The organism is Pontibacillus yanchengensis Y32 (genome assembly GCF_000770635.1).
Classification (GTDB): Bacteria; Bacillota; Bacilli; order Bacillales; family BH030062; genus Pontibacillus; species Pontibacillus yanchengensis.
Map to the genome: position 1 here is coordinate 68,302 of NZ_AVBF01000002.1, position 24,590 is coordinate 92,891.

Here is a 24,590-nt window from a genome sequence, read left to right on the forward strand (position 1 = left end):
GCGATGAGCGGGTTGGGACGGGGGGGACAGGTCCGTCATCCCAAAATGGGATAAGGAATGGGATGACGGACCTGTCCCCTCATCCCACTCCCATCTCCCCCGTATCAGTAGAAGTGTATAAATAAGCTCATCACTATCCATACTTAAGATAAATATCTATTCGAATGAGGGTGTAACATGAAACTTTTCTTCCTTTTCACTGGTATTATTATTTTAATTTTTCTACTATCTGCTGGATTAGCCTACTGGGCGCCTTAATGTTTAACACTGGGTTCTACGTTACTTCTTAACTTGATTGAGTCTTAACGTCCTCTCTCTGTTCTACCTCCTCACTCTGAACATAAATACCATTACTCACCCAAACTTCGATAAGAGCAATCATGAGCACTCCCTCTACAATCATAAGCGCAAAGGAAGACCCCATGGTATCAAAGGAAAGTGTGAAAGCTCCAATCAACAACACTCATATCAACACCCCGATTGCGCGAAAAAAAACCTTGAATCCTTCCCATAAGCTTGACCGGAACCAAATTCATCATAAGTGTTTTCAAATTGATTCTTGTACCTGCATTCCCCCAACCAAGAAGAATAGCTAGACATAGAAATAATCCAACACTTGGTATGATTGAAATTCCAATGACTGCTACTGTAAAGAGTGACATGGTCAGGATCCTTTACGAATAAGTTTGCTCTGCTATCATAATAAGACCAATCCGTTCATGGAACCTCCTGCATAGGTATTGAATTTTTCTCATAAAAAAGTCTGAGATGGAGGGAGTGGGACGGAGGGACAGGTCCCTCGTCCCACCAAATAAAAAGGAACCTCCGATTCGGAAGCTCCTCTACTGAATTTATTCAAATGGGATGAGGGACCTGTCCCCTCATCCCACATTCTCACACCTTATCCAAGATAGTGTTCGCTGCTCTCTTATAGCCTCCGTTATGTCGAAGGGTTTGAGAAAGTTTATGAGCTTTTTCATGGTAGTGCTGATTCGCCACCACCTCATCTACTGCCCTTCTTAGATGCTTGGACTTGATGCTTTTTAATCGAACACCTGCCCCTAGTTCAGAAGCACGGTTCGCGACTAATCTTTGTTCGCTATGCATGGGATACAATACCATGGGCACGCCAAAGTAAAGGCTCTCATTCACACTATTCATGCCGCAATGGGTGATAAATACACCTGCCTTTTGTAAAACAGCAAGTTGATCCACGGTATTTTCTACAGTAAAATTATCCGGAATCTTTCCTAGAGTGGTGATATCCGTTTTTTGACCAACAGATAGAATCACATTATACTCACTACCTTCAAAAGCTTCTATGCAATTGTGATAAAAATCGTGGTTTTGATTGAGTATCGTCCCTAATGAAATGTAGATTGTTTTTTCACCTTTACCTTCATCCGCTACATCAGGAACTTCGGGAATGGAAGGTCCGACAAAGGCATATCTATCGGAAAATGTCTCGGCCATTGGTTGGAATTCCTTAGAGGTAAACACAATGGTATCTGTTTCATTATCATTTTGGACAATCGACACAAAGCTCTCCACTTCATATCCATGGGACCTCAGCAACTTCATCTTTTTGTTTATTCTTGGCATGCCAACAATCATCCTGAAAATCTCTTTCAAGCCTCTGTCCATCAGTTTAGACGTATGCTTATTAAATGCGAAGGAAGTAGTGGAGCAGACATATGGAATGTTTAATTTTTTCGCGAATAATTTTCCCCAAAAGCATAAAGAATCCGATACGATACAATCTGGCTGCATAGCTCTTAACTCTGAACACACTTTTTCATCCAAGGCAATAGTTGTATCTACGACCATTTCAATCAATGCAGCAAAATCTTTCCCAACCTTGCGATTCAGTTCCTCCTCTGAAGCAGGTGGTAAGAACTCATCACACGGAATAAAAGTGGCTCCAGCACCTTCGATTTTTCCTTGGAATTCATAGAACGAATAGTACCAAACTTGATGGCCTTTGCTTACTAGCTCAGCTACTACAGGGATTGTGGGATTGGTATGACCATGCGCGGGTATGGAAAAAAACACAATTTTACTCAATCGAACTCATCTCCCTCAGACAACTCTGAGCTACGGATTTTATCAGCCAGCTCTAAAAACCCGTCACTTTTTAAAAGTGCTATCCCTTTCGTCGCATCCTCCCCTAACACAACAAGCTTATCACCTGCTTGTATCTGATACATTTCCCTGGCATGCTTCGGAATGACTATCTGCCCTCGCTCGCCAACCTTCACCACACCAAAGAACTGCTTCCCCTTGGGTCCTAACTGCTCTACCTCCGCCTCTGTCATCTTTTCCGATAGTTGATCCAACGTCACCTCGAAAATTTCCGCTAACCGTTTACATTTATATATATCCGGGTGCGCTTCCTCATTCTCCCACTTCGCTACAGTTTGACGGGAAACTTGCAACCGCTCCGCTAACGCCTCCTGGCTCATCTTATATTTCTTACGTAAAATATGAATATTCATTCCAATCATATCCTCATTTCCTTATCCTAACCAAAGCATATAGGAGAATGCATATGAAGTCTATCAACGACCAACAACAATTTTTGTTAAGAATAGTGGCATAGTGGGACGGAGGGACAGGTCCCTCGTCCCACTACCTCATCTCATTCCGGAAAGCGAAGGGACGAGGAACCTGTCCCCTCATCCCCAAATTCCCATGGGCCTCGCATGAATACTTCAGGTTCGTCGAATTTTACATTAACCTTTTCTTGATCCCAATCCACATCGAACTCAAGGTACTGGATTACATTCGTTTTCGGGTTAAACTTAGCCATGTGACTTTTTTCTTTGATTCTAAACATATGCAGCGATCGTGAATCATTCTCCTCATAATGAACATCAACGTTTATTCTCAGCCTGTCATCGTCGGTACGTTCCAGTCCAGTGATATCTACCGGGTAACCAGCAAGCTTAAACGATTCATCTATCTTCTCCTCGTCTTTAGGTAGAGGTAAGGTAATCTCCACCTCATCCTTATACTCCACATTCACCACTGGGATACGGAGTGTATAGTATTCCTTCTCTTCTGTTGGGAGCTCAAAATAGAGTTCATTTGAAGCACGTGAAATACCTTTATAACGAGAAAGTTCATACTGCTTTTGCTCATTATCTTGCACGTGAATCTTTTTATCTTCCGGAACTTCATGTAACCCATATTCCTTAATCGTAAAATCCTCCGAATGCTGAGAGACTAGTGAAATTCTACCTTTATCACCATCCCTAGAAGGAATCGCTGCGATGGTAATGCCATTCTGTGTGTCTGTGATCCCCATGTCTCGAAACGTTTCATAGGATTTCGTTTCAACGAGAGTAATAGGAATGGTTTTGTCTCTAAGCACAACCTCAACTTGACCAGATAAGTTGAATTCCCCTTTCTCGTAAAAATTACTAGTCCATTGATTTGAACTACTAGACCAATAGGAAGAATTGAATGTGTATTTTTTTCCCGAATCATTTACGAGTGTCATCTCAAGATACTGCGGCGTCCCTTCACCGCTTAAGACAGCATAAATTTGTTCACTATCTACGACAACATTAGTGATGGTCACTGTACCTCCATCCACTTCTACTTCTTTGGTTTCCTCTAATACATACCTTTCCCCTTCCGATTCCTCTTCTTCCACAACGCCAATTCCAGGGACATATTGTAGCGCCTTTTGCACAGCTGCAATAACTTCCGAATGGTACATAAAAGCTGATCCTAACAATACAATCAGAACCGACGCGACCATCCATTTTTGAAAAGAGGTTTGTTTTCTATGAACCTGCGCCTCAGCAGCTTGATGAATGCCTTTTTCCCTATTTTTCTCCAATTGTTCAGGAATGGTGATCTTATCTACTTCTTTCTTAATATTATTGCTCACGTACATCAGCCTCCTCTGCCATACGGCGAAGCTTTTTCAGTGCTCGATATAATATCGTCTTGCCTGTCCCTATAGGTATATCTAGTATTTCAGCCGTTTCCCGAATCGTATAATCATGATAAAAACGGAGCAGAATCACACTTTTCTCCATATCCTCCAAAGCATGCAACAGTTGCTGTAACGATATCGACAACGGAATGTCCACTTCATCGTGGTCTGTTATACCTTCTTCCATCTCCGGGTGAAGCTGTACTACATTTTGACGCTTCCTCAACATATCGAATGAAGCATTAATGGCAATTCGAATGAGCCATGTTTTAAAATAGGTAGGATCCTTTAACGTATGAATCTTAGTAAAAGAACGATAAGCCGTTTCTTGCAACACATCAAGCGCATCATCCTGATCCTTCATATATATGTAGGCGGTACGGTAAACGGCGTCCTCATAGTGTTGAAAAAGCTTCGAGTACGCCTTCCGGTCTCCTTTTTGAGCTTTTTTGACGAGTCGTATGATCTTCATCACCTGCTTCCTTATGTGCTTTTCTATTGATTAGACGTGAGGTAAGGGTGTTTTGCTTTCGATTTTTGTATTTTTTATAAAAATTTTTTAGTAAATTAGAGCTAATAAAAAATCAGAACCCTATTATGGATTCTGATTCCATCTCACTTACATCTCAACAAGTCGTGCAACGTTATTCCCACAGGTCTTGCATTTCCCTTTTAAAATCACGCCCCATAAAGTTCTCAATGGCATTTCGAACAAAACACATAATGAATGAGTTTATTTCTAAGATTCTAAGTTAGAAATAAACACTTTTCACTCGCACTATAATACAGAAATCTCTAGATACTATCCAACCATCATTCTACACTCATACACAAAACCAAGCGCTTCCCAAGCAGCCACTTCCTTCTTTTAGGAGCAACCATGTTACAATAAAAAAAAGACAAATAAATCGAGGTGTTACACATGCAAATTGAAGTATGGTCAGATTTCGTCTGCCCGTTTTGTTATATAGGTAAACGACGTTTAGAGGAAGCGTTAGCGGAATTTCCTGAGGCTGATCAAGTCGACATCAGCTTTAAGAGCTTTGAGTTAGACCCATCCGCTCCAGTGGATTCCGATAAAAACACATATGAGAGACTTGCAGCTAAGTATGGAAAATCCCTTGAGGAAGCGAAACAAATGACAGAAGGTGTACGTCAACAAGCGGAGCAAGTTGGACTGCAATTTGATTTCGATCATATGATTCCAACCAACACATTTGACGCTCATCGTCTTTTCCAAAAAGCCCATGAAAAAGGGCTGGGCGACAAGGTTTCGGAAAAACTATTCCATGCGCATTTCGAAGCGACCAAACACATTGGAAATAGAGAAACATTAACTGCACTAGCTCTAGAAGCTGGAATGGCGCAAGAAGATGTGGACGCTGCATTTCAAGAGGAGCAATACGCAGAATCCGTCCGAAAAGACGAACAAGAAGCTCAACAAATCGGTGTTCAAGGTGTTCCATTCTTCGTCTTCAACCGTAAATTCGCAATCTCCGGAGCTCAACCAAAAGAAGCATTCATGCAAGGGTTGAACAAAGCTCTCGAAGAAGAGAAAAAGACACCAGCATTTGAATCCATTGGTGACGAGCAAACAGGCGTATGTACAGACGACGGTTGCGATTAATAAAATAGGTGTATTGATCAAACGTTTGATCAATACGAAGAGTCCCCACTGCGGGGACTCTTTTTTTTGACTGGGATGAGGGGACAGGTCCCTCGTCCCACTGCTTCCCAAAATTGGGATGACGGACCTGTCCCCTCATCCCAAAAAAATCTCTCCCTCCACCTTATTTATATGGTAAAATATATTAAATAAAGTAAATAATTTCTATCAAATAGAGCTACTTCTCAGTGGTAGCAATAGTTATATAGATATTTTGAAAACGCTTCCAATAAGAGACATAATTATCAGGGGAGGATGATGAGAAATGGCCATGCATGTAAAAGAAGCATCCATTTTCAATCACGAAGGAAATACAATCAAAACAGAAGATAGAGAGATTGATATTATCACCAAAATCGAGGAACCATGTATCGCAGTACTTGGAAATGTGCTAAGCACTGAAGAATGTGACGAGCTAATTCGTTTATCCAAAGATAACATGAACCGTTCCAAGATTGGCTCACACAGAGAAGTAAGCAACATTCGGACGAGCAGTGGCACCTTTCTTCCAGAGATGGATAGTGATGTGGTGACGCGTGTTGAAAAGCGCGTTGCTCAAATCATGAATGTGCCCGTTGAAAATGGTGAGGGGCTTCATATCCTAAACTACAAAGTGGGGCAAGAATACAAAGCCCATTTAGACTACTTCACTTCCGCTAACAGAACAGTAAAAAACCCAAGGATAAGCACGCTTGTTATGTACCTGAATGATGTTGAGGAAGGTGGCGAAACCTACTTCCCTCACTTAAACCTATCTGTCGCGCCCAAAAAAGGAATGGCTGTGTACTTCGAATATTTCTATCAAGACCCTTCCTTGAACGAGCTAACCTTACACGGTGGCTCCCCTGTCATCGTAGGAGAAAAATGGGCAGCAACCCAGTGGGTAAGAAGACAGCAATACAGATAAGTGGGATGGGGGGACAGGTACCCCATCCCATTTTTTATGCCTGAAGTGGGACGAGGGACCTGTCCCCCCATCCCACCAAAAAAAGCCTACCCGCGAAAGGGTAGGCTTTTCGAATATGCGTTATTCCTCTGTATCATCCGTTGACTCTCCTGAAGCATCATCAGAAGACCCGTCAGAAGACTGCTGTTCCCCATCAAGTTCCTGCTGGGATGATTGTTGCTCTTCTTGTGCATCCTCTAATATGGACTTGATTTCCTCCATTAAACGGCCGGCTTCTTCATAGTTTCCTTGAGACGTTTCTTCCTGATACTGATCGAATAAATCGGCTATTTCCTGAAGTACTTGACTCGATTCGAGTGTTTCCTGTCCTGTATCAGGTGCGTCTCCTTGATCACCTTCTCCATCTCCTTCTGGTTGTTCCCCTTCCGGATCAATTCTGGATAAAAGTTCTTCTAAGGCACGGTCGAACGTCGGCTCCATGACAATTTGGTTCTGATAGGCAACGATAACCTGCTTGACTTCTGGTAAAGACGTTTCATTGGAAGACTGAATATAGATTGGTTCTGCATAAAGAATCGTATCTTCAATCGGTAGGACGAGCAAGTTTCCTCGAATTACCTCTGATCCACCTTGTGACCATAGGTTCAATTGCTGCGAAATGTCACTGTCCTGATTAATTCGATTCTCAATCTGCTGTGGTCCATAGACATTTTCCTGTTTCGGGAATTCATAGATCATCATCTCTCCGTAATTTTCCCCGTCATTTCGAACACCCATCCAGGCGATCATATTTTGACGATTTCTCGGAGTAAACGGCGTCATGAGAATGAATTCCTCTTCATCAGCCTCAGGCAGACGCATGGTCACATAATAAGGCTCCATCGTCACATCATCGTTGAAGTATTTTTCCGTTGGGATTTCCCAATAGTCCTCACGATTATAGAAAACTTCCAAATTCGTCATATGATACGTCCGGTACATTTGCGACTGGATTTTAAATAAATCGATTGGATAACGGAAGTGACTGCGTACATCCTCAGGTACTTCCTCGGTAAATAGATCCGGGAACATGTTCTGATATGTCTGCAACAGTGGTTCTTCTGGGTTCACTACATAAAAGTTCGTTTCCCCTGTATAAGCATCCACCGTGACCTTCACTGAGTTACGAATATAGCTTCTATTTCCCTCGTAAGGCTCGGAGTACGGATAATTGCTTTCCGTTACATACGCATCAATCATCCAAGCCATCGTGCCATCATCTCTGACGAAAATATAAGGATCTTCATCATAGCTTAAAAATGGCGCAATGCGCTCCACACGATCCATGATATTTCGCGTCTGCAACATCTGACTGTCTCCGGTCACCTGATCGGAAACGAATAAACGGAACGAACCTTCATTGATTGCAAAAAGTGCGCGGTTAATACCAGATAGTTGAATCCCAGTATCTGCTTCAAATCGATTCGATTTATTTTGATCTCCAGCGGGATAGTCAAACTCATCGACACCACTGTTCACAATAACAGTATCGTACTGTTCTTCCCCAAAATAAATTTGAGGGCGACTGATTTCAATATCCCCTTGCGGAGGCAAGTTCTGGACCATATATTCTGGCTGTCCTTGCGGTGTGATCTCATGAACGTTACTCATCGCGATACCATAACCGTGCGTGTAACGTAGATTTTGGTTTACCCAAGTTTGCGCTTGTGAAGGTAAATCCGACGTATTTAATTCACGAGCTCCTAGGAAAACTTGTTCATATTCTCCATCCACGTTGTAACGATCGATATCAATATCATTAAATTCGTAATACGTACGGAACGTTTGAAGCTGATTGTACACATCAAGAATTGGTCGACTATCGTTGATACGAACATTATCAATCGTATCTTGATTTCGATCAACCATCGCCCGATCCAGCGTATCCGCTCCAGGATGCTGATTCTCTGTCATATTATCAAAATCATAAGCGGTTCGCGTCATAGAAAGATTCTCTTCTAAATAAGGACTTTCACGAGAAAATTCATTCGGGGATACGACGAAGTTTTGCACAATAATCGACGCCCCTTGAGCAAGAAACCCAACCGCTATATATATGACGATCGGTGCAATCATACTTTGCCACTTGCCACGGAATAAGGAAATAATTACCCAAATCGTTCCTAACAGCGCTACACCAGCCAAAACATAGGAAGCTGGATTATTAATAACATCATCCGTGTAGCTTAAACCATACACAACACTTTCCTGAGCTACGTTCACCCGATTTGTAAGCAACGAATGGAACGGTTGAAGCACATGTTGAGCCGCTAACAAAACACCAACGATAGCGAGCGTTACACCCATGTGCACCTGTGCAGCTCTGCTCTTTTGATACATTTGGAAAACCGAATAAAGCCCAACTTCCACAAATAAGAAAAAGATTGCCAAACCGAGCACAGTCGATAGCACAAACTCGATAAAAGGCAACACGAACATATAAAAGGATACATCGCGATTAAAGTGCGGGTCATTTACTCCAAATGATTCATAGTTGAGAAACTTTAACCACGGTTCCCAACCCACTCCTTGCACAATCGAACTTCCGAAAAATCCGATAATCAAGGAAATGAGCAGCAACAATAGACTACTTAGCTTCTTGCTGGTAACAACCCCTGGTAACTGATCGTTGGTAAAATAGCCAACATATACCCTTCGAATCCAATTAAACATGATATACGTAAAAATGGAAAACACAATAAAACCAACGCCCCCGAGCATCAACTTACTCGTGAGAATCGTCATGTAGGACTCCTGATACCCCACAGTCCCCATCCATATGTAGTCTGTAATCCAGTTGAAGGACAATAGAGCAAGTACTAAGAGCACAAATAACACAAGTGCAACTTTCCCAAACCAGCCTCCAAATCTATTCCATTTCTTTTTTCGAGCAGAGGGCATTCCCCTGACATTACTCGTTTCGCTATCCAATAAAACTCCTCCTTTTTCACTACTATTTATATACGATTGAAGTTGAAAAACGTTTCAGGTGGGATGGGGGGACAGGTTCCTCGTCCCATTTTGGGACGAGGGACCTGTCCCTCCGTCTCACTATCATTTTACTAGATTAAGGTAACAAGGGGTAGGTTTTTCGTTAGAGAAATGGGCTCCAATACATCTTTACACTCACCCCTGAATAGGATAGGTAACAATAAAAGCCTGAAATGGGGAATTTCCATGTTACAAGTATCAGGAAGCCCTTTCCAAATAAGTGAATCGCTGAACGTTGGAAATAAGGGCGAACAAATCCTTCAAAAGATGCAAAACGTTAGTGCATCCTATGCCTATCCTTCCCTCCAGACCTTGATGTTTGATATAAATTTTCGAAAAAATATGATGGAAAGTGCAATAGAGATGAATGAAAGTGGAGTTACATTTGAAGGTTTTAGCGAATCTACTTGCAATCCTGCATACTGGATTTTGACATCAGCAGGTGGCTTTATGATGAAGCCTTATGTTCTTCCTTCTGATGCCATTCAAGATATTTTTGAAAACGGCAGCCTTTATGCATTCGAATGTGCTACAGCGAGTGTCATTAACTTTTATCACGCCCTGTTAAATAGTATTGGCGCATCCATGTTTAATGCCTATTTTCCAAATCTTTATTTGTATAGTTGGCACACTGACCCTGACCTTGGTTTATATACCTTTTATGCGAATCATTATTTACCTGGAGATGTCGTGTATTTTAATAACCCTGACTTCAGCCAGGAGAATTCTGGTTATAGAGGGGAAAATGCTATTGCACTGACCGGGGGAAAGTTTTTTGGGCACGGATTTGGGATAGGTACTGCTGAGGAAATCATAGAATTCCTTAATGAAAAAAGGTACCCAAGAAGTACGCGCTCTGCTTATTTAACACGTTCCCTTTCAAGGCTTTCCCAAGAGAGCATAGAGAGGTTTGCCTACCAACGAAGAGACTACAAGGCACAAAAAATATTACCATTTGTCATCCATCACAATAGAATTTCTATATCATCGTCACACTACTTACGTTATCTGCTAAAAGTAACTCGAGGAATGTAACAGGTGCTGTGACAAACACCCATTTTGCAGGTTGACGGGCTCATGTTTGAACTAGGTGCGTATAATGTAGTGAAAATAACCAAATGAAAGGGAGAATGAACATGTATGCTAACGTAAATGCACCTCTTACTATGGGCGCAAATATGCCTCCACAACCATCTTACGTTTCCCCTGCTTATGGCTATGGCCCTTGCCGAAACACAGACACATTCGTATTAATCGTTGTATTGTTCATCCTATTAATCATCGTAGGCGCAGTCTGCTACTATTAATAGGATTAGAGAGGGACAGATCCCTGTCCCTCTTTTTTATGTGGGATGGGGGGGGCGGGTTCCTCGTCCCATTCTATAGTGGGACGAGGAACCCGTCCCCCCATCCCATTTTAAAAATCTCCATGTTCCGTGCCCCACTTATGCATTTGCTGCAAGATCGGCATTATGGTCTTTCCGTGTTCTGTAATCGAATACTCCACTTTTGGAGGTATGGTATTGTATTGTTCACGATGAATGAAGCCATCTTCTTCGAGCTCTTTTAATTGCTGACTCAACACCTTATGGGTCACCCCAGGAAGCATGCGCCTCATTTCGTTGTATCGCAACGTCCCTTCCGTGCCTAAATGCCATAAAATAACCGTCTTCCACTTACCGCCAATTTTCCTCAATGTATATTCAATCGAACAGTTTAACTTTCCTTCATCATTCACAGGAGCATCCATTGCTAACCACCCTTTCTTACCTATAGGTTAGTGTCTTACAAAAAAGTGCATTCTTACATGACTATATATTGTTTCGTATAATAAAGCTGCAATTGAGGTTACCTTATTTGTGAAGGAGGATATAAATTATGCTAACATACCCAAGAGCTTTTTCTCATATTGGACTGTCTGTACCAAACTTGGAGGAGGCAGTTACATTTTATACAGAGGTGTTAGGCTGGTACGTCATTATGGAACCATCTGAGGTAAAAAATGATGACACGCCAATCGGGCAAATGTGTCGAGACGTGTTCGGTAACGATTGGGAGAGATTCCGCATTGCACACCTTTCCACTGGAGATAGAATTGGTGTTGAACTGTTTGAGTTCCCTGAAAATGAACAACCTGAAAATAACTTCGAATACTTGAAGACAGGCTTATTCCATTTCTGCATCCAAGACCCCGACATCGAAGGCCTCGTTGAAAAAATCAAACAACACGGCGGTAAGCAGCGCATGCCAATCCGTGAGTATTACCCAGGTGAAAAGCCGTTCAAAATGGTGTACGTCGAAGATCCATTTGGTATTATCTTTGAAATTTACACACACAGCTATGAATTAACCTATTCAGAAGGCGCTTATTAATTAAAATGGGACGAAGGGACAGGTCCCTCGTCCCATTCTTCGTATTAAGAACTCCACCTCTTTTCAGGTAGAGGGCGAACATTATCCAGGATTTCAGGAATGGGAGTTAGTATCCATTTCAATTATGATTGGATAGGTGGTCGCTTCCTTCACTAAGAGGTTCATCCTCAAATGAAGCTTGAAAGATAAAACATACGGAGAAGAGATATATTTTAGGTTTGTCCAATTAGAAGGTGACACACGCAATTCCTTCATAAGGCGCGTAGTAGCTCAGAAACAGAAGAAACGAAAACGGGCTTTACATAGAAAAGGGCAGAAAGGAAAGTAGATCCAATCTGCCCATTAAAGAAATGATATCCAAGTTCTTATGACCAATATAACACATGAAAAATTATCTCCTTAAGATGTGTATCCTCTATATACCTTAAGATGGCAGGTCAAAATCCTATTCATAAACAAGCCCTCATCATCTTATTTACTTCTTCTTCTCAGCGGATTCTCCAGGTAGGACACCTTGAACTTCTACTTCATCTTGAAGGAAATTTGGCCTTTTGCCCTCTCTGCGAAACCTTTGATTATGTTCGTTCTTTTTATTGTCAGTTGTCATTTCGAAAGACCTCCCTTCTCCGTAAGCAGAATATTAAGAATATTCTAATTTATATGCGTGAATTTTGCAAGTATGAACGCTTATTAAAATAACATCTTACTCAGGAAGCAGGCTCAAAAACTCAAATTGCTCTCCCATTTAGAAATGGTGCCTGACCCCCGCTCTGCTAAAGCATTAACGCGGCGGGGGTCAGGCACACAAAAAGTGGGATGAGGGACCTGTCCCCCCATCCCACTCTATTATTTACTCACATTTTCTAGTCTCTCCAACAGTCCATGAAGGTTCGGGTCATCTAGGAAGTTCTCGATCGTAATAATTTCCTTATCACTATGAGCTATTTTCGCTCTATCCAATAGATCCTTGTGAACCACTACGATGTTTGCATCTTCCGGAACATCTTCTATTCGATAGTGTTTGACTTCGATGCCCTCTATTCCTTTCTTGTGCAGCTTTTTCCTGAATGCTGTTGCACCCATTGCACTACTTCCTGCACCTGCATCACACGCGAAGGAAATCTTTTCGATCTGAGTAGTATGTTGTTCGCTAGCTGCAGATACTTCCTTCCCTTCTTGCTTCATTGCTTTAGATTTTTCAATAGATTCGTTTAGATTCTCTTCTTCCGTCTCCTCTGTGTTTTTATCCATCTTCAAAATAAGAGAGGTGATGAGGAAAGTTACTCCAGCGGCAGCTAGGACACCTGCGATGATTCCAATAAAGCTACCCTTAGGCGTCAATCCTAGATAGGCGAAGATAGAGCCTGGGCTTGGTCCTGCAACAAGGCCTGCGTCAAATAGTTCGAACACCGCAATCCCTGTCATACCTCCGCCAATCATCCCAACAATTGTAAGGGGTTTCATTAATACGTATGGAAAATAAAGTTCGTGAATACCACCTAAGAAGTGGATGATCATTGCACCTGGAGCCGTTCGTTTAGAAGTCTTCCCACCAAAGAACGTAAATGCTAGCAATAACCCTAATCCTGGGCCTGGGTTAGAAGCGACCGTAAAGTAAATGGATTTTCCTTGTTCAGCAGCTGCTTGCATGCCTAAAGGATAATAGATACCTTGGTCGATTACGTTGTTTAAAAACAGCACCTTGGCTGGCTCATTGATAAGAGAAAGTAAAGGTAATAGTCCCGTTGCTACTAGTGCTTCAATGGCTACCGTTATACCATTATTTGCGGCTTCAATAACCGGACCAATAAATTCGAAAGATACAAGCATTAATAAAAAACCTAAGATTCCGAGGGAGAAGTTATTCACAATCATTTCGAACCCAGCAGGGATTCTATTTTCAAGGAGACCGTCAAACTTCTTAATAATCAAGCCACCTAGCGGGCCAATTACCATTGCTCCTAAGAACATTGGAATATCTGCGCCTACGATCAATCCAATTGCACCAATTGCCCCCATTACAGCCCCGCGTTGGCCTCCTACCATGCGACCGCCCGTAATAGCCAGAAGTAGCGGTAGCAAGAAGTTGATTGCTGGGCCAACGATTTTTGCGAACTCCTCATTCGGCATCCAGCCTGACGGGATAAACAAAGCTGTTAACAGTCCCCAAGCTATAAAGGCGCCAATATTCGGCAACACCATATTCGTCAAAAAGCCACCAAAAGCTTGAACTTTTGCACGGATGGATGGGGAATTATTCCCTCCACCCATGCTCACTGTATCTGCTGACGTAGACATATTTTTCACACCTTTCTTATTATTCAGTAAATTATAATCAAAAAATAAAATGTCCTTATCCCAAAAAATCTACTCAACCGAGTTTATTAAATCTATTATTTCCTTCTCACTTTTAGCTTGTTTTAACTCATCCCTAGCCTCATCTTCCATTAAGACACCAGACAAATCAGATATTAAATCCAAATGACCAGTGCTGTCTTCAGCAGCTAGCGCAAACAGAACCTTCACCTCTTTGTCATCCGGGAACATTACAGGCTCTTGCAATTGTAAAAAAGAGATTCCTGTTTTCTCTACGCTGTTCTCATTTTTCGCATGTGGCATCGCAAACTCCGGAACCACTACGATATAAGGTCCATTCGTATTTACATTTTGAATCATATCATCAACATACTTAGAAGTAATAGAACCATTTTCTAGCAATGGAGCAGCTGATTCTCGAATCGCCTCTTCCCAAGAATTAACGGACTCTAGAAAACGTACATTTCCTTTTAAATGTTCACCTAACATCGTACCATCACCTTTCGCTCAAGCTTCCTAATGCGTTTCCTTCTTTTAATCGCTCATAGTTATTTTTTATCTTCGTCTTAAGTGTCGTATCCTCTATTTGTGTGAAGTGAGAAATAGCTTCCTCTATTCCATACTCCTTAATGAAGGATTGAATCTGGACAGACTCTTCATCATCAGGGTTATCGAATAGAAAACCTGCCGCTATTGCTGTTGTTACGTTTTCGATAGGCAAGCCTAACTCATAAATGCTTCTAAGTGGCTTGACCAACCGCTCATTATAACTAAGCTTCCTGATTGGCGCTCTACCCACTCGAAAAATATCATCACTTATTTGTTCATTTTTAAACCGTTTAATCGTTTCCTCGATAAATTCAGTCATTTCCTCATTCGGAACATGGTACGTCTGGACAAAATAACGACTAACCTCGTTAAGCGTTTCCCTCAGGAACTCTTCCATTCGGGAGTCCTTTAGCGCACTCTGGATCGTTTGATACCCTTCTAAAAATGCCAGAAAAGCTGTAGTAGCATGCCCTAAGTTAACTAGGAATAATTTCCGTTCTATATATGGTGTTAGACTCTCCACATACGTAACATTGTTTAAAGAAGAAATCTCTGGATTAACCAGTTCAGATTCATTAACCACCCATTCATAGTACGGCTCTACAACTGCAACATCTCTTCCATTCCGTTCTTCTGACAGGGAAAGGCGGTCAATGGCTGAATTCGGAAATCCAACATAGGATTGAATCGTCTCCATTTCCCGCTCCGAAACGTTCTTCTCAATCTCTCCCCTTAGTGTAGAAGTAGCATTGATAGCGTTTTCGTTTGCGATAATATCGATTTTCTTCTCCTTCAAACGAATTCTCTCTAATAGACCCTTCGCAATGATAGGCGCAACCTTCGGTAAATTATTCACTCCTACCGATGTGGTAATTATGTCAGATTCGATGATTTTATTGATTACATCTGATTGGGAGCTGACATGCAACGCCCGGGCTGGAGAAATGGTCTCGACGGTGCTTTCTTGATCTAGTGTTTTTACTTGATAATTATTGTAGTGGTTCATATCATCGACTACTTGTTGGTTCGCATCAACAAAACATATCTCAAAGCCATTCTGATGCAGCACATATCCTATTAAGCCTCGTCCAATATTTCCTCCGCCAAAATGGAGCGCTTTCATTTGATTCCCTCCTTTTATCCCAAATCGTCGTCTCTATATATGATCTCTTTTTATTCTAAATTCGCATGATATTCCCAAAGAGACTCTATTTCTATGTCTCTCTCTTTAACCATCATGAGTGCGAGCGTATCTCCCAATAATAATAGAGTTTGTTCGAATAAACTCTTCATCGGCTGTACAGAGTGCACTTCTTCCGGCGTATCTATTTTTGAACTAGCAGGAATTCGAACGGACACATCCGCATATTCAGACATGGAACTATTCGGATTGGAACCTATATGGGCAACAGACGCACCATATTGCTTTGCCTTCTGTGCAATAATTAATGGAAAAGCTGTCTCCCCACTACCAGATCCTACGATTAGCAAGTCATTTTCCGTAATAGCTGGTTCCGTTGTTTGACCAACAACATAAGTGTTTACTCCAAGGTGAGCCAACCTTTTGGCAATTGATTTCAAGGATAAAAGAACTCTTCCTACTCCGACGAAAAATACTTTGTCCGCTTTTTCGATCTCCTCTAACAACTGCTCTACTTCGTTGTCGTTAATATTGGATAACGTTGCTGTCAGTTCATCCGTGATCACATTCGTAGCATTTTGATAATTAGCCATTTACTCTTACCTCCTCATTTAATCCTTCTTCGATGAGATTTTCGACTGTCTTTTTGTTTTCTGCTAAGCTTTGACCTTTTGCATATAAGCTCGTACTACCAGCAACTAATATATCTGCACCGGCATTTACTAGTTTAGGAATCGTTTCTAGAGAAACGCGACCATCCACTTCTATGCTTGTATCTAAACCTTTAGATTGGATTAAATTGTATAAATCCTCTACCTTCTTCGTTGCATATGGTACTTGTGCTTCCCCTTTATCAGAGGCAAAACCAGGATTAATTAACATGAGCAAAACAGTATCGCATTGCGGTAACACATAATCTAAAGCAGATAAAGGCGTTGCCGGATTAAGCGCAACTCCAACTTTTGTATCGTGCTTTCTAATCATATTGATATAGCGATCCACATGCTTCGTCGTCTCAAGATGGAAGGTTATTTGTTCCACCCCAATTTTTAGCATCTCTTGTATAAAAAACTCATTATCGTTAGACATAATATGAACATCAAAGTTCATGTCAGTAATTTTTCGTAACTGTTCAACTGTAGAAAGCCCGAGTGGCATGCTTGGACTAAACGAAGCATCAATTACATCAATGTGTAATGTATCAAGCCCTGCGCTTTCGATTTCTTTAATGCTCTTCTCTAAATTACATAAATCAGCACACATAATTGAGGGAGCAATCGTTACATGATTTTGCATGTTTCTGCCTCCTTTTGCATTTATCTTTGCGTGTATTTCCATATTAATGCGTTTTCACGATATTGTAAAGCATGTTTTTGCATTTTTGTGCCGATTAATGCGCGCAATAATTTTCTGTAATAGTAATGTATGGTACAATTTAAGAAATGAATAGAGGAGTAATAGGTCTATGCTTAAACAGGAAAGACAACAAAAAATTGTCGATATAATAAATGAAGAGCACAAAGTCATCGCAAGCGACTTAAGCAAACGATTATCTGTGTCAGAGGATACGATACGCAGAGACTTGAAAGAGTTGGATAACCTGGGATTCATTAAAAGAGTCCATAGTGGGGCATTACGAAAAGGACCACCAGTCGAAGATTTTTCCACGAGACAGGAAATGTATAACGAAACAAAAACAAGCCTGGCCACGAAAGCCTTAGACTTCATTAAAGACGATATGGTAATTCTAATAGATGGCGGAACAACGAACTTGCAATTGGTACAAGAGCTTCCGTTAACGTTGAGAGGCACAATCATAACGAACAGCCCCCCTATCGCCATGGCGCTTTCCAATCACAACGAAGTGGAAGTGATCATGGTCGGCGGCACGTTATTCAAGCAATCAATGGTTAATTTAGGGATAGATACGACTGAAACATTAAATACCATGAGAGCCGATTTATATATTATGGGAATATATAAAATCGATCCTCAAATCGGCATAAGCGTCCCAAGCTCATCAGAAGCATCCGTAAAACGAAAAATGGCCTCCATCTCCACAGAAATAATAGGAATGGTTACAGCTGATAAACTGGACACGGTTTCTAATCATATCGTTTGTCCAGCAGATAACTTGACCTATCTGATTACCGAAGAGATTAACCCAACGATTAAGGGGTTGTATGAAAACCAGAAGATTAGTGTTATTGATTAGAATAGCGCTAGGACTGATGATTGGGAGAGGAAAAGTAAAGAGGATAAAGGAAGATCTAGAGGAAAAAAAGAAGCAGGAATCCCTGAATTGGGATCCCTGCTTCTTCTAGTTTTGTCATACACTAAACATGTCTTTTAAAGTGATTGCAGAAAAACGATATAGTAGTAGTGCTTACCTTTTTAAAACAATCTCTGAAAATCATCTACCTACTATTACTATATCCGCTGTTCCAACTTAGCAACAATCTCTTCCATAAAGATAAAGAATACTGTCCGCGTCTTTTCAAACGCCTGTAAGCTATCACTCTGATTGTATTTCGATAAGTGAAACACGTAGTCTGCCTTAGAATCTCGAGTATTGATATGTTCTTCTAAGACCAACATGATTCCAGAGCCCTTCATCTTAGCTGAAGTGAACAGGTTTTCAAATGAAGAAAATCTTCCTGTTACCGAGAAAACAATGAGCAATGTGTCTTCATCCGCTAAGCGTTTTACATAATTTTCATCATGAGATGAGAAAATGTTTTTATCTGTTACTGCACCAAGTTTATACGCAAAATATTCCATACTAATATGGGAGGGACCTAAACCAAATAGAATAACTTTATTGTATTTATTAAATACAGAAATAAAATCATCTACCATTTTCGGGTCAAAATCCTCTAAAAATTGCATTAATCGTTCAATCTCACTGGATCTTTTTTTGACTTCTAAATCAGTTGCTTGTCCACTGAAATATAGTTTGTATTGCTTGAAATTTTCAAATCCTAACTTACGAACGAGCTTTGAAATTTTTGATGATGACACCTGACACAATGTTGCAGCCTCAAGAATTTTCAAATCACTGTTGTTAGTAATTTCTTCTGACAATATACCATGTATTTTATTTTCTAATTGGGTTAAATTTTCTGTACTTAAACTTAACATTTATCTACCCTAACCTTTGTGTCATGTAAGGTAATACTGAATTTTTTCTACAACTTTTATACTAGCATATTATACCCTAAAAATCGAAATGTAACGACCAGGATACTTATAAGGAAGCGGTTTCATCTTCTTGAGTAACTGTCATGTTCTTTTTCGTTTTAATACCAAACATCACTGTGAAGATAATAGCTGCTATTCCTGCTGCACCACTAAAGATAAAGTAAGCATTATATCCACCAGAATCACCAAATGTACTCATCAATCCACTCACAACAAGTGGTAGCACGATATCTGGTAGATACCCAATTAGAGAAACAAATCCTATAGAAAGTCCAAGTACTTCTTTATCTATATTACAGTCTCCAAGAAGCGACCAATATAGACCACGAATGGAATAAACCCCTAATCCAATTAAAAGGATCAATACATAGAAGTACATATGAGGTAGACCAGATGGTAGAATTGCCGTAACAAATAACGCAACAGTCGCAAGGATTAAGGAGATGGTTAAAATAAAGCTTTTTCCAAACTTATCTCCTAAGAATCCACCCAGTGTTCCTCCAATAGGTCTCATCCAAAGCATCACTACAGTAACAGTTCCTACGGCCGAAGCAGATATGCCAATGTTCGTCTGTAAAAACCCACCTACGTAATAAACCGTCCATGCTACGATATAAGCCATAAAAATGATAAAACCAAGTAGTATTACAAGTCTGTTAGCAAATACCTTTTTAAATGCCTCTAGACTTAGGTTTGATTTTTTCTTTCCTTCATCTTCATTTACCGTTTCTTCAGCTGAAGATTCATCGACATTTACAAAAATCATGATTAATATCGAAACGACAATTAACACTAACGAATACATATAAATAACGGATACAAGCGCATCTGTTTTATCTGCAATTGCAGTGCTTGATCCAAGTACGGCGGAGAAAATAGCTACAGCAATACTAGCTAATACTGCTTCTACAACACCTTTACCACCGTCTAAAATACCAAAGAGTCTACCTTCTTCTTCTTTTTTAGAAATGAGCTTAACTAGTTTTATATGCGCCGACCAAAACGTCAAGACAGAAAATATTCCCCACACGCAGAATATGGCTATCATGTATGGATAGCTAGGAACTTGTGCAAACCAAACTCCTCCTAATCCTACCCCGAGAAGAGATACGGAAAGTAACTTCTTTGCTGAAAATCTATCGGCTAGCCAACCACTAGGGAAGTAACCAACAACATATGCAATTCCTAACGCAGATAAGATAATATTCAACTGAGGTAACGTGATACCAAATACATCAAGAATCGTTTCCTGGTAATTTGTTCTTAAATAAATAAGCGGAAAAATAGAGCCACCTGCTAAAACGATCAGAGCAAATTGAAAGTACCTTTTTATATCATTTGTACGCATTACTATCACTCTTCCCTATTAAATATTGGATACGAAAGCTTCAGAATCTCATCCGTGTACGTCCTTACGTGCTTCACAACGTTGTTATTTATTTCGTTATAAAAAGCGTGGTTAGTTGCATCTGGTGTAAACGTTGCATCTGTTTCTACCATGTTATCGATCGCCTCATAAAAGTCATCGTACATGTCCAGATAGTTACATACACTAATAGCTGCGCCTAAGCATGCACTACTATTTCCTTTTCGGCGATGTACTGGCAAACCAAATAAATCTGAGATAATTTGCATAATTACATCGCTTTTTGCCCCTCCACCTGTCACAACAACCTCATTTATTTCTGATTCAATCTCGTTTAACATCTCATCTATATTGTTTTTGATATTAAACGCTATTGCTTCTAATATAGAGCGATAGATATGATACTTCGTGTGTCGTTCATCAAAACCGATCATTAGACCTTTACGATAAGGTGTATCAGGACTAGTCAACCAATCTAGAATTGTGATAAGTCCATCACTACCTACAGGAACCTCTTCAGCTTTCTGGTTTAAAAATTCCTCTTCTGAAAGTCCTGAATCTGATGCATTCTTTACTAACTCTTCTCCTATTAATTTCTTAAACCAACTAACGGTCCACATCCCTCTTCTTATTCCGCTCGATTCATAAACGTACTTAAACGGTATGGCCGAAAGAGTCGGGAAAAAGTTGTTAGCGCTTTCATAATCGTTTTCTCGAAAAATCATAGAGGAAATGAATGTACCTAATGAGATCATGCAGGAATTCTCTTCTTTAATACCTGACCCTAGTACCTCAACGGCTTTATCATTCGCCGTGGCTACTACAGGTATGCCTTCCTTCAGGCCAAAATGGTTTGCTAATTCTTTGCGAATAGAGCCTAGTTTTTCACCAGGTTTCACAAGATTAAAGAGCATGTCTCTCCTTAAACCATTGGCTTCTATCACGGTGTCATCTTTGGTCCAATCTAGCGTTGTACGATCTAACGGCCAATAGGATACTTCATAGTTCCCAGCAGTATCATTAAATTCACCTGTTAGCTTTAATCCTAAATAGCCTGAGGTTGTAGTTACATAGCTTACCTGATCATCCTCGTGCTTATAAGCTTCTGACAACCTAACATCCATCCAACTTATTACTGGATGAGCTAATGAACCATCTTCTTGGAGCAATACTCGACAACTTCGGATGGAGCATAACCCTATCCCAACAATATCTTGCGGATCCCCCTCAAAGTTCTCTAAGCAATTTTCCATAGCAGTATAAACACTATCCCATAAGTCATCATCTGGGTGGACAACTACTCCTGGTTCGGGAGTTAGTGGGTCTCTTAATTCACAAGAACCAAAAGCAACTTCATTACCTTCCGTGTCAAAGATGATTATTTTTGTACTCTGGGATCCATTATCAATTCCAATGATATAGCTTTTATTCATCATATAATTAATAACCTTACCCTTCGCTTTTGTATTGTATTTAGAGCCTCCCTGGAATGGATGTGATGATTTTCATTCTTCTGTTCCAAGGAGGCCCTTTTTCTTAGATTAATAGCTTACCTTCATATGGTTCTATTAGATAATCAAAAAGTGTTTCCGTTAATGGTTGCTACCTTACTTAATCTCTAATGTACTTCTCGATTTCTTCCTTCTTAGGGAAAATAGTTCCGTGACTCATGATTCCTTTTGGATCAAAGGCTTCTTTCAATTTCTCTAGCATGTAATATGCAGAACCATGCTCTTCTTTTGTCCATTCTGAACGATATTTTCCAATACCATGGTGGTGGCACATGGAACCGCCTAGCTTCAATGTTTCTTCGATAATAATTTCATGAATTGGATGGTGATAGGTTTGCAGCTCTTCCTCTGGTGCACAGTTAATCGTATAGTTGTAAACGAAATACATGTTGGTACCGTTAATATAACTGTGGGAGGAGTGACCACCTAGCATAGTTAAATCCTCTACTCTATCAAACTCATTTTTTACCCTATGCATCACATTGTTATAGATTTTAATAATGTTTTCCCAATCAGCAGAAACCTCTGTGGTATATCCATCATGGGTATCATTTTCAATCATGTCTTGGATCTCTTTATCTATCCTGTCTTGGCCCCAATTTAAGTTATTGAACCACTCTTCTATATAGGAGGAATCTACTTTTTCCACAACGCTGGACCTGAACTTATCTACAGATTGCTCAATCGCCTCATTTGTTGCTTTAACAATCCCTTCTGGACCTTCTACCATGAAAATCAAGACACATTTGCCTTTATAAAAATGACTAAAATGCTGTCTAGCATCCTCTTCTGAATACAACCGAGCAACAGAAGGTCTAAATCCGTTTACAATAACCTCTCTTAGCATCTGAAGACCTGAGTCCATATCGTCCACTAAGTAACCATAAAATGTGTTATTTTCAGGATAGAATTTGAATATCTTCACGGTTACCTCCGTGATGTAGCACAAGGTACCTTCATTTCCAATTGCAATATGGCGAATGTCAGGACCTCCAGAGCGTCTAGGTACGTTCTTTATTTTAGAGATTTGCCCATCCGGAAATACACATTCCAGACCAACTACCATATCTTCAATTGCCCCATACAAGGTAGAAAATTGACCGATACTTCTGGTAGCTACCAATCCACCCATTTGGGCTACTGGTTTCGATTGTGGGGAGTGTCCGGTGGTATAACCTAATTTACGCAACTCGTCTTCTAGGTCTTGTAATACTACACCTGTTTGAACCGTTGCTTGCATATTGTAGGGATCTAATTTTACGATATTGTTCATCTTAGACCCGTCCACTACAATGGACTTCTCTTTCCAGTTTTCTAATCCGCCTTCCGTTCCTGTTTTACCACTTCTAGAAATAACGTTGATATTGTTCTCGTTACAAAAAGCTAGAATGGACTTTACTTCCTCCGTTGAGTATGGATATACGATGGAAGCTGGGGATGGTACATGAAGAGCATTTTTTACTTTCGCATATTTTTTATACCGATCGACCGTTGCATCATATAAAGCTTCCTGATTTGTTACGATTTGTTCCTCTGAAATAATAGACTTTAATCCTTCAAATGTTTGTGCGTCCATATAATAATCTCCTCCATATTTAATAGTTTTTTCTATCGAACTAGATAACCACCATCTACTGTTATTAGAGTTCCGTTAACATAATTGGATGCGTCGGAAGATAAGAACACCATTGTTCCCATTAAATCGAGAATATTCCCCCATCTATTTGCTGGGATGTGATCTAAAATTCGTTGATTGGAAACAGGGTCAGCTCTGGTTTTCGCCGAAAGTTCTGTTGCAAAGTAACCTGGTGCAATACCATTAACTTGAATATTATACTGACCAAGTTCATCACAATACGTTTTCGTAAAGCCTGCCAAACCGTGCTTTGTTGCAGCGTAGGCTGGTCCTGATTGACCTCCTAGGAAGGAAAATAAGGAACATGTGTTGATAATTTTACCGCTTCGTTGAGGAATCATATGCTTAGAGACTTCATGAGCTAATTCAAAAGGTGCTGTTAAATTAACCGAAACCATCTTATCCCACTGTGGTCTAGTAAACTTTGTAACATCTGGCTCGATAATATTTATCCCTGCGTTGTTTATTAAAATATCAATCTTCCCAAAAACCTCGATGCATTCCTCAACGAGTTGTTTGCAAACACCTTCCTCGGTAAGATCAGCAATTGATAGATGATAGTTTACTCCTTCAGCTTCAATTAGATGTTTTGTCTGGTCATCATCTCCCCCCATACTTACTGCGAATATGTCGGCTCCTGCTTTCGCAAGCGCAAGTGCGAATCCTTGTCCTAACCCAGAATTTCCTCCTGTTACCATCGCAACTTTACCTTCTAAACTAAAGAAATCCATTTCAAAATCAGTAATTTTCTCTCTAACCTGCTGCATTTCCCTTCCTCCTTTTTTGTTAGCGTTTTCTTATTAGCGATTCTAATTTACTGAGATATAGAAGTAAAGGATTTTTTCGAAAAATTTTCTGATTTTATTAAAAAAATCTTAATTTGAGGAAAATTTTCCTCTTGTTAAAGGTTACCTCCAGTATTAAATACATTTATTTACATTTGGTGAT

General features: G+C 40.3%; 24 protein-coding genes. 6 read left to right on the forward strand and 18 right to left on the reverse strand.

Features of this window, described 5'->3' with window-relative positions; all coding sequences use genetic code 11:
• Positions 1 to 286: 286 nt before the first annotated feature.
• The 5 genes from N782_RS21405 to N782_RS01330 form a co-directional block, all read right to left on the reverse strand.
• Positions 287 to 463: a hypothetical protein gene (locus tag N782_RS21405; protein WP_161783053.1), complete on the reverse strand. Its 177-nt coding sequence runs from the start codon at positions 461 to 463 to the stop codon at positions 287 to 289.
• 431 nt (positions 464 to 894) lie between these two features.
• A complete protein-coding gene (locus N782_RS01315) occupies positions 895 to 2,064 on the reverse strand; it encodes a macrolide family glycosyltransferase (protein WP_036815463.1) in 1,170 nt (389 codons plus the stop codon).
• On the reverse strand, positions 2,061 to 2,495 hold the full coding sequence (locus tag N782_RS01320) for a helix-turn-helix domain-containing protein (RefSeq protein WP_237582307.1): 435 nt from the start codon (positions 2,493 to 2,495) through the stop codon (positions 2,061 to 2,063). Before N782_RS01320 ends, N782_RS01315 begins: the two co-directional genes overlap by 4 nt.
• A gap of 143 nt (positions 2,496 to 2,638) precedes the next feature.
• Complete coding sequence (locus N782_RS01325) at positions 2,639 to 3,898, reverse strand: DUF4179 domain-containing protein (RefSeq protein WP_036815465.1); 1,260 nt, start codon at positions 3,896 to 3,898, stop codon at positions 2,639 to 2,641.
• Positions 3,888 to 4,418, reverse strand: a complete 531-nt coding sequence (locus N782_RS01330) for a sigma-70 family RNA polymerase sigma factor (protein WP_036815466.1) — start codon at positions 4,416 to 4,418, stop codon at positions 3,888 to 3,890. Before N782_RS01330 ends, N782_RS01325 begins: the two co-directional genes overlap by 11 nt.
• A 450-nt stretch (positions 4,419 to 4,868) precedes the next feature.
• Between N782_RS01330 and N782_RS01335 the strand changes: the two genes are divergently transcribed.
• Positions 4,869 to 5,573: a DsbA family oxidoreductase gene (locus N782_RS01335; RefSeq protein WP_036815467.1), complete on the forward strand. Its 705-nt coding sequence runs from the start codon at positions 4,869 to 4,871 to the stop codon at positions 5,571 to 5,573.
• A gap of 304 nt (positions 5,574 to 5,877) precedes the next feature.
• Positions 5,878 to 6,519 carry a 2OG-Fe(II) oxygenase gene (locus N782_RS01340; RefSeq protein ID WP_036815468.1) on the forward strand — a complete coding sequence of 214 codons (642 nt, stop codon included), beginning with the start codon at positions 5,878 to 5,880 and terminating at the stop codon, positions 6,517 to 6,519.
• A gap of 120 nt (positions 6,520 to 6,639) precedes the next feature.
• Here the strand turns inward: N782_RS01340 and N782_RS01345 are convergent, their stop codons facing one another.
• Positions 6,640 to 9,489 (reverse strand): UPF0182 family membrane protein, encoded by a 2,850-nt coding sequence (locus N782_RS01345; RefSeq protein ID WP_338048232.1) that lies wholly within the window; start codon positions 9,487 to 9,489, stop codon positions 6,640 to 6,642.
• A gap of 246 nt (positions 9,490 to 9,735) precedes the next feature.
• On the opposite strand from N782_RS01345, the gene N782_RS01350 reads away from it, so the two are divergent.
• A complete protein-coding gene (locus N782_RS01350; RefSeq protein WP_036815469.1) occupies positions 9,736 to 10,584 on the forward strand; it encodes a protein-glutamine gamma-glutamyltransferase in 849 nt (282 codons plus the stop codon).
• Between the two features lie 101 nt (positions 10,585 to 10,685).
• A complete protein-coding gene (locus tag N782_RS22170; protein ID WP_152600690.1) occupies positions 10,686 to 10,856 on the forward strand; it encodes a YjcZ family sporulation protein in 171 nt (56 codons plus the stop codon).
• A gap of 110 nt (positions 10,857 to 10,966) precedes the next feature.
• On the opposite strand, the gene N782_RS01355 is transcribed toward N782_RS22170, so the two are convergent.
• Positions 10,967 to 11,299, reverse strand: coding sequence for a winged helix-turn-helix transcriptional regulator (locus tag N782_RS01355; protein ID WP_036815470.1), 333 nt, complete (start codon positions 11,297 to 11,299; stop codon positions 10,967 to 10,969).
• A gap of 128 nt (positions 11,300 to 11,427) precedes the next feature.
• On the opposite strand from N782_RS01355, the gene N782_RS01360 reads away from it, so the two are divergent.
• Complete coding sequence (locus N782_RS01360; RefSeq protein WP_036815471.1) at positions 11,428 to 11,922, forward strand: lactoylglutathione lyase family protein; 495 nt, start codon at positions 11,428 to 11,430, stop codon at positions 11,920 to 11,922.
• A 475-nt stretch (positions 11,923 to 12,397) separates the two neighbouring features.
• Here the strand turns inward: N782_RS01360 and N782_RS22050 are convergent, their stop codons facing one another.
• The 6 genes from N782_RS22050 to N782_RS01385 form a co-directional block, all read right to left on the reverse strand.
• The gene (locus N782_RS22050) at positions 12,398 to 12,529 is read right to left on the reverse strand and encodes a hypothetical protein (protein WP_272913634.1); all 132 of its coding nucleotides are present in this window, start codon (positions 12,527 to 12,529) and stop codon (positions 12,398 to 12,400) included.
• A 239-nt stretch (positions 12,530 to 12,768) separates the two neighbouring features.
• Positions 12,769 to 14,220 (reverse strand): PTS mannitol transporter subunit IIBC, encoded by a 1,452-nt coding sequence (locus tag N782_RS01365; RefSeq protein WP_084102940.1) that lies wholly within the window; start codon positions 14,218 to 14,220, stop codon positions 12,769 to 12,771.
• A gap of 69 nt (positions 14,221 to 14,289) precedes the next feature.
• On the reverse strand, positions 14,290 to 14,727 hold the full coding sequence (locus N782_RS01370; protein ID WP_036815472.1) for a PTS sugar transporter subunit IIA: 438 nt from the start codon (positions 14,725 to 14,727) through the stop codon (positions 14,290 to 14,292).
• A gap of 7 nt (positions 14,728 to 14,734) precedes the next feature.
• Positions 14,735 to 15,910: a mannitol-1-phosphate 5-dehydrogenase gene (locus N782_RS01375; protein WP_036815473.1), complete on the reverse strand. Its 1,176-nt coding sequence runs from the start codon at positions 15,908 to 15,910 to the stop codon at positions 14,735 to 14,737.
• A 50-nt stretch (positions 15,911 to 15,960) separates the two neighbouring features.
• Positions 15,961 to 16,521, reverse strand: a complete 561-nt coding sequence (hxlB, locus tag N782_RS01380) for a 6-phospho-3-hexuloisomerase (RefSeq protein ID WP_036815474.1) — start codon at positions 16,519 to 16,521, stop codon at positions 15,961 to 15,963.
• Positions 16,514 to 17,224 (reverse strand): ribulose-phosphate 3-epimerase, encoded by a 711-nt coding sequence (locus N782_RS01385; protein WP_036815475.1) that lies wholly within the window; start codon positions 17,222 to 17,224, stop codon positions 16,514 to 16,516. Before N782_RS01385 ends, hxlB begins: the two co-directional genes overlap by 8 nt.
• A 169-nt stretch (positions 17,225 to 17,393) precedes the next feature.
• Between N782_RS01385 and N782_RS01390 the strand changes: the two genes are divergently transcribed.
• On the forward strand, positions 17,394 to 18,143 hold the full coding sequence (locus tag N782_RS01390; RefSeq protein WP_036815476.1) for a DeoR/GlpR family DNA-binding transcription regulator: 750 nt from the start codon (positions 17,394 to 17,396) through the stop codon (positions 18,141 to 18,143).
• Between the two features lie 215 nt (positions 18,144 to 18,358).
• On the opposite strand, the gene N782_RS01395 is transcribed toward N782_RS01390, so the two are convergent.
• The 5 genes from N782_RS01395 to N782_RS01415 form a co-directional block, all read right to left on the reverse strand.
• Positions 18,359 to 19,069 carry a MurR/RpiR family transcriptional regulator gene (locus N782_RS01395; RefSeq protein WP_036815477.1) on the reverse strand — a complete coding sequence of 237 codons (711 nt, stop codon included), beginning with the start codon at positions 19,067 to 19,069 and terminating at the stop codon, positions 18,359 to 18,361.
• Between the two features lie 106 nt (positions 19,070 to 19,175).
• Positions 19,176 to 20,477, reverse strand: a complete 1,302-nt coding sequence (locus N782_RS01400; protein WP_036815478.1) for an MFS transporter — start codon at positions 20,475 to 20,477, stop codon at positions 19,176 to 19,178.
• Between the two features lie 5 nt (positions 20,478 to 20,482).
• Positions 20,483 to 21,928 carry an FGGY-family carbohydrate kinase gene (locus tag N782_RS01405; RefSeq protein WP_036815531.1) on the reverse strand — a complete coding sequence of 482 codons (1,446 nt, stop codon included), beginning with the start codon at positions 21,926 to 21,928 and terminating at the stop codon, positions 20,483 to 20,485.
• A gap of 178 nt (positions 21,929 to 22,106) precedes the next feature.
• Positions 22,107 to 23,582 carry an FAD-binding oxidoreductase gene (locus N782_RS01410; protein ID WP_036815479.1) on the reverse strand — a complete coding sequence of 492 codons (1,476 nt, stop codon included), beginning with the start codon at positions 23,580 to 23,582 and terminating at the stop codon, positions 22,107 to 22,109.
• Positions 23,583 to 23,614: 32 nt separating this feature from the next.
• Positions 23,615 to 24,409: an SDR family oxidoreductase gene (locus N782_RS01415; RefSeq protein ID WP_036815480.1), complete on the reverse strand. Its 795-nt coding sequence runs from the start codon at positions 24,407 to 24,409 to the stop codon at positions 23,615 to 23,617.
• Positions 24,410 to 24,590 lie beyond the last annotated feature (181 nt).

Coding starts and splice junctions, on each gene's coding strand:
- N782_RS01400 (WP_036815478.1), bottom strand. CDS start 20,477: ATGCGTACAAATGATATAAAAAGGTACTTTCAATTTGCTCTGATCGTT.
- N782_RS01370 (WP_036815472.1), bottom strand. CDS start 14,727: ATGTTAGGTGAACATTTAAAAGGAAATGTACGTTTTCTAGAGTCCGTT.
- N782_RS01395 (WP_036815477.1), bottom strand. CDS start 19,069: ATGTTAAGTTTAAGTACAGAAAATTTAACCCAATTAGAAAATAAAATA.
- N782_RS22170 (WP_152600690.1), top strand. CDS start 10,686: ATGTATGCTAACGTAAATGCACCTCTTACTATGGGCGCAAATATGCCT.
- N782_RS01385 (WP_036815475.1), bottom strand. CDS start 17,224: ATGCAAAATCATGTAACGATTGCTCCCTCAATTATGTGTGCTGATTTA.
- N782_RS01410 (WP_036815479.1), bottom strand. CDS start 23,582: ATGGACGCACAAACATTTGAAGGATTAAAGTCTATTATTTCAGAGGAA.
- N782_RS01415 (WP_036815480.1), bottom strand. CDS start 24,409: ATGCAGCAGGTTAGAGAGAAAATTACTGATTTTGAAATGGATTTCTTT.
- N782_RS01320 (WP_237582307.1), bottom strand. CDS start 2,495: ATGAATATTCATATTTTACGTAAGAAATATAAGATGAGCCAGGAGGCG.
- N782_RS01330 (WP_036815466.1), bottom strand. CDS start 4,418: ATGAAGATCATACGACTCGTCAAAAAAGCTCAAAAAGGAGACCGGAAG.
- N782_RS01390 (WP_036815476.1), top strand. CDS start 17,394: ATGCTTAAACAGGAAAGACAACAAAAAATTGTCGATATAATAAATGAA.
- N782_RS01360 (WP_036815471.1), top strand. CDS start 11,428: ATGCTAACATACCCAAGAGCTTTTTCTCATATTGGACTGTCTGTACCA.
- N782_RS01335 (WP_036815467.1), top strand. CDS start 4,869: ATGCAAATTGAAGTATGGTCAGATTTCGTCTGCCCGTTTTGTTATATA.
- N782_RS01375 (WP_036815473.1), bottom strand. CDS start 15,910: ATGAAAGCGCTCCATTTTGGCGGAGGAAATATTGGACGAGGCTTAATA.
- N782_RS01355 (WP_036815470.1), bottom strand. CDS start 11,299: ATGGATGCTCCTGTGAATGATGAAGGAAAGTTAAACTGTTCGATTGAA.
- N782_RS01365 (WP_084102940.1), bottom strand. CDS start 14,220: ATGTCTACGTCAGCAGATACAGTGAGCATGGGTGGAGGGAATAATTCC.
- N782_RS01405 (WP_036815531.1), bottom strand. CDS start 21,928: ATGAATAAAAGCTATATCATTGGAATTGATAATGGATCCCAGAGTACA.
- N782_RS01340 (WP_036815468.1), top strand. CDS start 5,878: ATGGCCATGCATGTAAAAGAAGCATCCATTTTCAATCACGAAGGAAAT.
- hxlB (WP_036815474.1), bottom strand. CDS start 16,521: ATGGCTAATTATCAAAATGCTACGAATGTGATCACGGATGAACTGACA.
- N782_RS01350 (WP_036815469.1), top strand. CDS start 9,736: ATGTTACAAGTATCAGGAAGCCCTTTCCAAATAAGTGAATCGCTGAAC.
- N782_RS22050 (WP_272913634.1), bottom strand. CDS start 12,529: ATGACAACTGACAATAAAAAGAACGAACATAATCAAAGGTTTCGCAGA.